The organism is Thalassobacter sp. (genome assembly GCF_982993085.1).
The window spans coordinates 1-7,711 of record NZ_CEZFMW010000143.1; the positions used below are offsets into that span (position 1 = coordinate 1).

A 7,711-nucleotide genomic window follows, 5' to 3' on the forward strand; every position below is an offset into this window, starting at 1 on the left:
CGAAAGAACTGGGGAAATCGGCCATGGTCAATCCTTCGAATGTGTCGCGATTAACTGGGCTTAGCATTCAAGGTTTGGGGTCCGCAAGGGCGCGCGCTACTGTCCGTTGTGTGCGTCAGTGCGCCCGGCACAGCCCCATTGAAAATTGGTCGCAACTCGCACTATATTAAGGTCATGGAGAAAACAGACATCAAAATGGCCCCTGAGGCGCTAACACGCGGAGCAGACTGGCTTTCGGGCGCAGGGCTTCGGCCAACGCGCCAACGCGTGCTTTTGGCTGGTATTCTGGTGGGTGACGGAGCGGATCGCCATGTCACCGCGGAATGGCTGCATGACGCGGCGGGCCGTGTGGGTGATAAGGTTTCGCTCGCGACGGTTTACAACACGCTGCGGGCTTTCTCTGATGCTGGCTTGGTGCAGGAAATCACCGTGGACGGCACCGGCTCTTACTTTGATACGCGCACCGAAGATCACCCGCATTTCTATTGGGAGGGGAGCAATTCCCTCACGGACGCCAGTGCGGATGAATTGCAGATCGCGCGGCTGCCATCGCCTCCCGAAGGCATGGAGATCGCAAAGGTCGATGTCGTCATTCGGTTACGCCCCAAAGCGAACTAACCGCTTGGGGTCATGTAGGCGATTTGTGCGCCGAACGGATCTTTTAGAATTGTCATGCGTCCAACACCCGACACCTCAAAGGGTGGTTGGATGATTGTCGCACCGGCGGCTTCTGCCTCAGCGGCTACGGCATCTACGTCTTTCACCCCGATATAGCTGAGCCAATAGGGGTCAACGTCCTCCATCCCTTCGGGCATGCCCATGATGCCCGCCACCATTGTGTCGCCGATCCGCGCGACGTGGTAAGGGCCGGTGCCCATATCGACCTCTTCAACGGTCCAGCCCGCGGTTCGGTTGTAATACGCGGCTGCGGCATGGGGGTCCGAGGTCATTAATTCGGTCCAAAGGATCGTTCCGGGAATAAATGTCATGGCAATCTCCTAATGTGATGGGATTGTATCACATCTCGTGGCTTGAGTGTGGGCTTTGCGCGATGCAATGTGTGCACCTTGAGGGAGCGCACGACATGCCAGTCACAACTTGTATCTTTGACGCTTACGGAACGCTGTTTGACGTGGCTTCTGCCGCGCGCGAGGCCGCAGCGGAACCTGAATACACCATGATTGCGGACACGTGGCCAACCATCGCGAACGACTGGCGGTTAAAGCAGCTGCAATATACATGGTTGCGGGCCATCACGGGTGAGCACACGGATTTTTGGGAAATTACCGGCAACGGTTTGGACTGGGCGCTAGAACGCGCGGGCTTGGCCGGTGAAGCCGCGTTGCGCGAACGCCTCATGGCGCTTTACTGGGAGCTGTCCGCCTATCCGGAGGTACCCGTCATGTTGGATACCTTGACCTCAGCGGGTTTCAAGACCGGCATTCTGTCCAACGGCTCGCCGGAGATGCTGGCCGGGGCGGTTAAATCCGCCGGGATCGCGCGGCACTTGAACCATGTGCTAAGCGTGGAAAGCGTCGGCATCTTTAAGCCGGCGCAGGCGGTGTACGACATGGTCGGCACTGCGTTTGATTGCGCCCCGAATGAAGTGCTGTTTGTATCCTCCAACGGCTGGGATGTGGCGGGGGCAACCGGCTATGGGTTCAACACAGTGTGGGTGAACCGCGCCGCCGAACCCGTTGACCGCCTGCCGCATCGGCCTGCCCATGTGCTGGACGATCTGACCGCCATCCCCGACCTTGCAAGGACTTTCTAATCGTATGCCCGAATTCACAACATCAGATGGCTTGACCTTGCACTACACGGATGAGGGGGCTGGCACGCCGATCCTGTGTCTGGCCGGGCTGACGCGCAATGGTACCGATTTTGACTATGTTGCCCCCTATTTGGATGGCGCGCGTTTGATCCGCTTGGATTATCGCGGCCGGGGCAAAAGCGGCTGGGCCAAGGATTGGAGCACATATTCCATCCCGGTCGAGGCGCGCGATGTGCTTGAACTTTTGGATGAGCTTGCCTTGGACGAGGTGGCAATTTTGGGCACATCACGGGGCGGATTGATCGCCATGGCATTGGCCGCGACCGTGCCAGACAAATTATTGGGCGTCTGCCTGAACGACATCGGCCCCGAAATCGCCGAAAGCGGGTTGGAGGATATCCGTGACTACCTCGGCATTCCGCCCACCGCCAAAACGTATGAGGACGCAGTTAAGGTCCGCGCTAGCCTTTTGCCCGGGTTCGATGATGTCCCGGAAGAGCGTTGGCGGGAAGAGGTCGAGAAGCATTATGTCGAGACCGAAGAAGGCCTTGGCCTGAACTATGATCCAAGCCTACGCGATGCGATCATTGAGGCCGGTGCGCAGCCTATTCCCGACCTTTGGCCGCTGTTCGAGGCGCTGACGCCTTTGCCCTGTTGCCTGATCCGTGGGGCGAATTCCAATCTGCTCACGGCAGAAACCGCCGCTGAGATGCAGGCCCGCAATCCCGACATGATCTATGCCGAGGTGCCCAAACGCGGCCATGTGCCATTTTTGGATGAAGCTGAGGCGCTTGATGCCCTGAACGAATGGATGATGCTGCTATGAGCGACTTGACCATGATCCGCGCCGCAGCAGAGCGGCTGAAGGGCCATGCTCGCGTTACGCCACTTTTGAATTCGGGTTTCTTGGATGAGATCGCTGGCCGGCGTGTGTTCGTTAAGGTTGAGGCCTTGCAACATACCGGCAGCTTCAAGTTTCGCGGTGCGTGGTCGGCGGTTTCGGCCCTGTCAGAGGCCGAGCGTTCCAAGGGGATCTTGGCCTTTTCATCAGGGAACCATGCGCAGGGTGTAGCGATGGCGGCGCGCAGTCATGGGGTGCCTTGTGTCATCATTATGCCTGCGGACGCTCCGCGCGTGAAAATTGACAACACGCGTGCGCTGGGCGCTGAGGTAGTTCTGTATGACCGTGATACTGAGGATCGCGATGCGATTGGTGCGCGCCTAAAGGTTGAGCGCGGCATGACCCTCGTGAAGCCGTTTGATGAGCCGTTGGTCATCGCAGGCCAAGGCACCTGCGGGCTAGAGATTGCCACCCAAGTTGCCCAAGCCGGTGCCGCGCCCGAGGAGGTGTTGGTGTGTTGCGGTGGCGGGGGGCTGACCTCTGGCATCGCGCTGGCGCTAGAGGATGAGATGTCCGGTGTGACCGTCCGACCTGTGGAGCCTGAGTTTTTCGATGACGTTACCCGCAGTCTCGCGACAGGTACGATCCAGCGTAATGTGCGCAGCTCTGGCTCACTGTGTGATGCGATCATCACGCCGCAACCCGGCGACATCACCTTTCCGATCCTAAAACGATTGTGTGGCCCCGGCATCGTCGTGCCCGAGGATGATTGCTTGCGCGCGATGGCACTGGCGTGGGACCGGCTCAAGGTGGTGCTGGAACCCGGTGGCGCAATTGCGCTTGCCGCGGCCTTGTTCCACAGCGAAGGCGCGTCCGACATTGTGGCTGTCGTCTCTGGCGGGAACGTAGATCGGGACGTGTTTGTGAATGCGCTGGAGCGGTTTGGCTAGCGCGCGCTTGCTGGGCCGCTGACCTTTAGGCCCATCGCATAGATAGCCCCGGCAACAGCCATCAAAACCGCCGCGGCCATAAATGGTGCGCCCGGTAAAAAGATTGGCGTCGTGGGCGCAGTGAACTGCCAAAACACTTGGGTAAACACCAAGGGCGCCACGATCATTCCGATTGCGTTGATCGAAGACATAACCCCCTGCAATTCACCCTGTTGGTTGTCAGCGGCTCGTTGCGACATCACCGATTGCAGGGCAGGTGCTACAACCGCGCCGAGGGCAGACAATGGGGTCAGCGCGAGCAGAACCCAACCGCTGCCGATGAATGTGATGACCGAAAGCATCACGGCATTGTACCAAAGGAACACATAAACGGTGCGCATTTCGCCCAATCGGGCGATGATCACGCGGATCAGCCCGCCTTGGACCACCGCCATTGATATGCCGTAGCAGGCCAATGAAATGCCCACCATACGCGGCCCCCAATCGAACGCGGCGCTGGTGTAATAGGCCCAGACCGCTGGGTAGACCATGTTCGCGATCTGATAGAAAAAGTAGCATGCCAGCAAAATGCCGACGCCCGGGATAGCCGTGACGTATTTGAGCGCGCCAAAGGGGTTCGCGCGTTTGATTTGAAACGGACGGCGGGTGCGATCGGTCACGGTTTCGGGCAGGATGAACAGCCCAAATAGGAAGTTCGCACCCGCGAGGATCGCAGCAGCGACGAATGGCGCACGGGGACCCAGTTCTGCCAACAGACCACCAAGAACCGGCCCCAGAATAAAGCCAATCCCAAAACACGCCGAGATCAGGCCAAAGTTCGCGCTTTTCTTTTCCGGGGCTGAGATATCGGCCATGTAGGCAATCGCCGTTGCGTGTGTGGCGGCGGCAATTCCGCCGATGATCCGCCCGATCAGCAACCAGCCCAACGTGCCTGCCAGCGCCATAATCACATAGTCTAGGCACAATACTGCGGTTGAGATTAACAGCACCGGACGCCTGCCAAACCTGTCCGACAGAGACCCAATTGTGGGCGAAAACAGAAATTGCATCACGGCATAAACGGCCGATAAAAGGCCACCCCAAAGGGCGGCTTTGGCTACATCTGATGCGCCAACCTCCATCAGCAGATCGGGCATGACTGGTAGGATCAGGCCAATGCCCATGGCGTCCAAAACGACCGTCACAAGGATGAAGTATACCGGGGCCTTAGCGGATGCGGCGGGTTTGGTCATGGTCGAATACTGCCCTTGTCGCGGGCAAGTGCGTTCCGCGTGTTTCGGCTTTTGTGTCAATGCAGCCTTACACCTCAATAGCAGTTTCACGCAAGTGGCGGGCATGGCGGAAAAAGTTGGTCAATTCGACACTCAGGCGTCGCTAAAGGGCAATCTAGCGGCTAGGGACATGCCAACGTGCGAGAAAAGAAAAGGAGCCTTGTGATGGCAAAAATCAAAGCCGCTGTGTGCCACGAATTCGGCACCTCCCTTCAGGTCCAAGAAGTAGATTTACGCGCCGCTGGAGCGGACGAAGTCGAAGTCACGCTTGAGGCCTGTGCAATCTGTTTTTCGGACATTTCATACATGGATGGCGGCTGGGGCGGGACGCTTCCGGCGGTTTTTGGGCATGAAGCGGCAGGTCGCATTACGGCCCTTGGTGCAAATGTACGCGGCTACGAAATGGGGCAGGCGGTGCTGGTCACGCTTATTCGGTCATGCGGAACCTGTGCATCCTGTGCCTCGGGCGTGCCGGTCCAATGCGCTGATCCGGAGGCGTCTGAGCCGCTTAGCCTCGAAGGGGCACCCTTGCACGCGGCGATGAATTGCGGGGCCTTTGCGGAAAAGGTTGTTGTGCATCCCTCACAACTTGCGGCCATTCCTGATGATATGCCTATGGATGCCGCTAGTTTGCTGTCATGCGGTGTTGTCACGGGGTTGGGCGCGGTTGTGAACACCGCGCAGGTGCGCCCCGGTCAAGTCGTGGTGGTTATTGGGGCAGGCGGTGTTGGATTGAATGCGATCCAAGGCGCGCGGATTAGTGGGGCATCACGGATCGTGGCCGTGGATATGACAGAGGAAAAGCTGGCTGATGCGCGGGAATTTGGTGCAACTGATGGCATCCTCGCGACGGACCCGGCGCCGTGGGATCGGTTGGCAGAGTTGACAGGCGGGCGGATGGCGGATGCGGTCTTTGTGACGGTCGGCGCGATCCCGGCTTATGATGCGGCGCCCAAATACCTCGCGCGGAGCGGTGGTGTTTACATGGTTGGCATGCCTCACGAAGGCGAAGTCATGACGATTGAACCGGGCAATATCGCGGCTTCTGGCCAATCGTTGGTGGGCACCAAAATGGGGGATGTCGTGCTTGCGCGCGATATTCCTTGGCTCATCGAGATGTATAACCAAGGACGTTTGAAGCTGGATGAATTGGTGTCGGGCCGCTACGCTTTGGAAGATGTCAATGCTGCCATTGCCGATACCAAGGCCGGAGCGGCCCGTCGGAATGTGATTGTTTTCAAATGAAACTAGCTGAGCTTGAGATTTTTGTCGTGGCACCGCCCGCTCCGGGTTGGGGTGGGCAATATTGGATATTCCCCAAGCTGACGACGGCCTGCGGGATTGTGGGGTATGGTGAATGCTACGCCTCAACCGTTGGGCCAGAGGTCATGCGCGCCGTGATCGAGGATGTGTTCGCGCGGCACATGCAGGGCGAAAGCCCTGAAAACCTCGAAAAAATGTTCCGTCGGGTCTATTCTAGCGGTTTTACGCAGCGGCCCGATCCCACGGTTATGGGGGCGTTTGCCGGGCTTGAAATCGCCTGCTGGGACATTCTGGGTAAGGCGCGGGATCGGCCGGTTTGGGCGTTGCTGGGCGGTAAGATGAACGACCGCCTGCGCGCCTACACCTATCTTTATCCGCAGCCGGGACAGGCTTTGCCAGAATTCTGGACATCGCCTGAAATGGCGGCTGAGGCGGCCATCGCGATGGTTGATCTGGGCTATACAGCGGTCAAGTTTGACCCCGCTGGCCCCTACACCATGCGCGGCGGCCATATGCCCGCGATGTCCGATATCTCGATGTCGGTGGCCTTTTGCAAAGCCATACGAGAGGCTGTTGGTGACCGAGCCGATCTATTGTTCGGCACACACGGACAGTTCAGTGTTGCGGGCGCGATCCGCTTAGGCCAAGCGATTGAGCCCTATAGCCCGTTGTGGTTCGAAGAACCCATCCCGCCGGATGCGCCGCTTGATATGGCCCGCGTGGCACAGTCGGTGCGCATCCCGGTGGCCACTGGCGAGCGGTTGTGCACCAAGTCCGAGTTTGCGACGCTCCTTCGCGCGGGTGCTGTTGAGATTTTGCAACCTGCGTTGGGACGTTTGGGCGGTATCCTTGAGGCCAAGAAGCTTGCGGCCATCGCCGAAGTCTTTACGGCACAGATGGCGCCGCATTTGTACGCAGGGCCGGTTGAATGGGCTGCGAACGTGCATCTGGGCGTTTCGATCCCAAACCTTCTGATGGTCGAGAGCATCGATACGCCGTTCCACAACGCGTTGATCAAGAACACCGTAAAGGTTGAAGGCGGGTTTGTGCCTGCGCCCCAAGCCCCCGGTCTGGGCATCGATTTTGACGAAGATCTTGCGCGGGCACATCCGTGGAAGGGTACGGGCCTGCATCTGAACATGCAGGACGAACCATGTGACTACGCCAATGGCAACAGCTTTGCGGGCGGCGCGCCGGTTAAGGAGTGATCCCTAGCGCGCCTGCTCGTGCTCAAGCCGCTTGCGGGCGATCAGCTCGTGTTTGTCGGCCTCGGTCTGATCCTTAAGGCAGGTCAGTACAAAGGTTAGATGGGCTTCGACGGCGGCTTGGGCAGCGTCTGGATTGCGGGCCTGAAGCCCATCGTTGATGGCGCGGTGTTGATCCAACAACAGTTCGCGCGTGGCGCGCTGTTTGAACATCACGGTGCGATTGTAGAACACGCCTTCACGTAGCAAATCCATCATCGAGCGCATCATATGCAGCATGATGACGTTATGGCTTGCCTCAATAATCGCGAGGTGGAATTCCGCATCAAGGGTGGCTTCGTCGGTTGGATTGCGCTTGGTGTGGGCGGCTTCCATCTTTTTGAAAACGGTATCAACCACGGCCAAAT

Annotated in this window: 9 protein-coding genes; 6 read left to right on the plus strand and 3 right to left on the minus strand. The window is 58.6% G+C overall.

Annotation, left to right across the window (positions count from 1 at the left end):
- The first annotated feature begins 174 nt into the window (after positions 1-174).
- On the plus strand, positions 175-618 hold the full coding sequence (gene irrA / locus AC4GMC_RS16285; protein ID WP_304413022.1) for an iron response transcriptional regulator IrrA: 444 nt from the start codon (positions 175-177) through the stop codon (positions 616-618).
- Here irrA and AC4GMC_RS16290 read toward each other — a convergent pair.
- Positions 615-989, minus strand: a complete 375-nt coding sequence (locus AC4GMC_RS16290; RefSeq protein WP_487876383.1) for a VOC family protein — start codon at positions 987-989, stop codon at positions 615-617. The two genes, irrA and AC4GMC_RS16290, sit on opposite strands and share 4 nt — an antisense overlap.
- Before the next feature lie 95 nt (positions 990-1,084).
- Between AC4GMC_RS16290 and AC4GMC_RS16295 the strand changes: the two genes are divergently transcribed.
- Genes AC4GMC_RS16295 through AC4GMC_RS16305 form a run of 3 tightly spaced genes read left to right on the plus strand, consistent with a single transcriptional unit; the run spans position 1,085 to position 3,565 of the window.
- On the plus strand, positions 1,085-1,774 hold the full coding sequence (locus AC4GMC_RS16295; protein WP_487876384.1) for a haloacid dehalogenase type II: 690 nt from the start codon (positions 1,085-1,087) through the stop codon (positions 1,772-1,774).
- A gap of 4 nt (positions 1,775-1,778) precedes the next feature.
- Positions 1,779-2,600, plus strand: a complete 822-nt coding sequence (locus AC4GMC_RS16300) for an alpha/beta fold hydrolase (RefSeq protein ID WP_487876385.1) — start codon at positions 1,779-1,781, stop codon at positions 2,598-2,600.
- Positions 2,597-3,565: a threonine ammonia-lyase gene (locus AC4GMC_RS16305; RefSeq protein WP_487876386.1), complete on the plus strand. Its 969-nt coding sequence runs from the start codon at positions 2,597-2,599 to the stop codon at positions 3,563-3,565. Before AC4GMC_RS16300 ends, AC4GMC_RS16305 begins: the two co-directional genes overlap by 4 nt.
- Here the strand turns inward: AC4GMC_RS16305 and AC4GMC_RS16310 are convergent.
- Positions 3,562-4,797 (minus strand): TCR/Tet family MFS transporter, encoded by a 1,236-nt coding sequence (locus AC4GMC_RS16310; RefSeq protein ID WP_487876387.1) that lies wholly within the window; start codon positions 4,795-4,797, stop codon positions 3,562-3,564. The genes AC4GMC_RS16305 and AC4GMC_RS16310 overlap by 4 nt on opposite strands.
- A gap of 204 nt (positions 4,798-5,001) precedes the next feature.
- Between AC4GMC_RS16310 and AC4GMC_RS16315 the strand changes: the two genes are divergently transcribed.
- On the plus strand, positions 5,002-6,081 hold the full coding sequence (locus AC4GMC_RS16315; protein WP_487876388.1) for a zinc-binding dehydrogenase: 1,080 nt from the start codon (positions 5,002-5,004) through the stop codon (positions 6,079-6,081).
- Positions 6,078-7,307, plus strand: a complete 1,230-nt coding sequence (locus AC4GMC_RS16320; protein ID WP_487876389.1) for a mandelate racemase/muconate lactonizing enzyme family protein — start codon at positions 6,078-6,080, stop codon at positions 7,305-7,307. Before AC4GMC_RS16315 ends, AC4GMC_RS16320 begins: the two co-directional genes overlap by 4 nt.
- 3 nt (positions 7,308-7,310) lie before the next feature.
- Here the strand turns inward: AC4GMC_RS16320 and AC4GMC_RS16325 are convergent.
- Positions 7,311-7,711, minus strand: a 401-nt coding sequence (locus tag AC4GMC_RS16325) for an FCD domain-containing protein (protein WP_488055052.1), incomplete at its 5' end; no start/stop codon positions are given.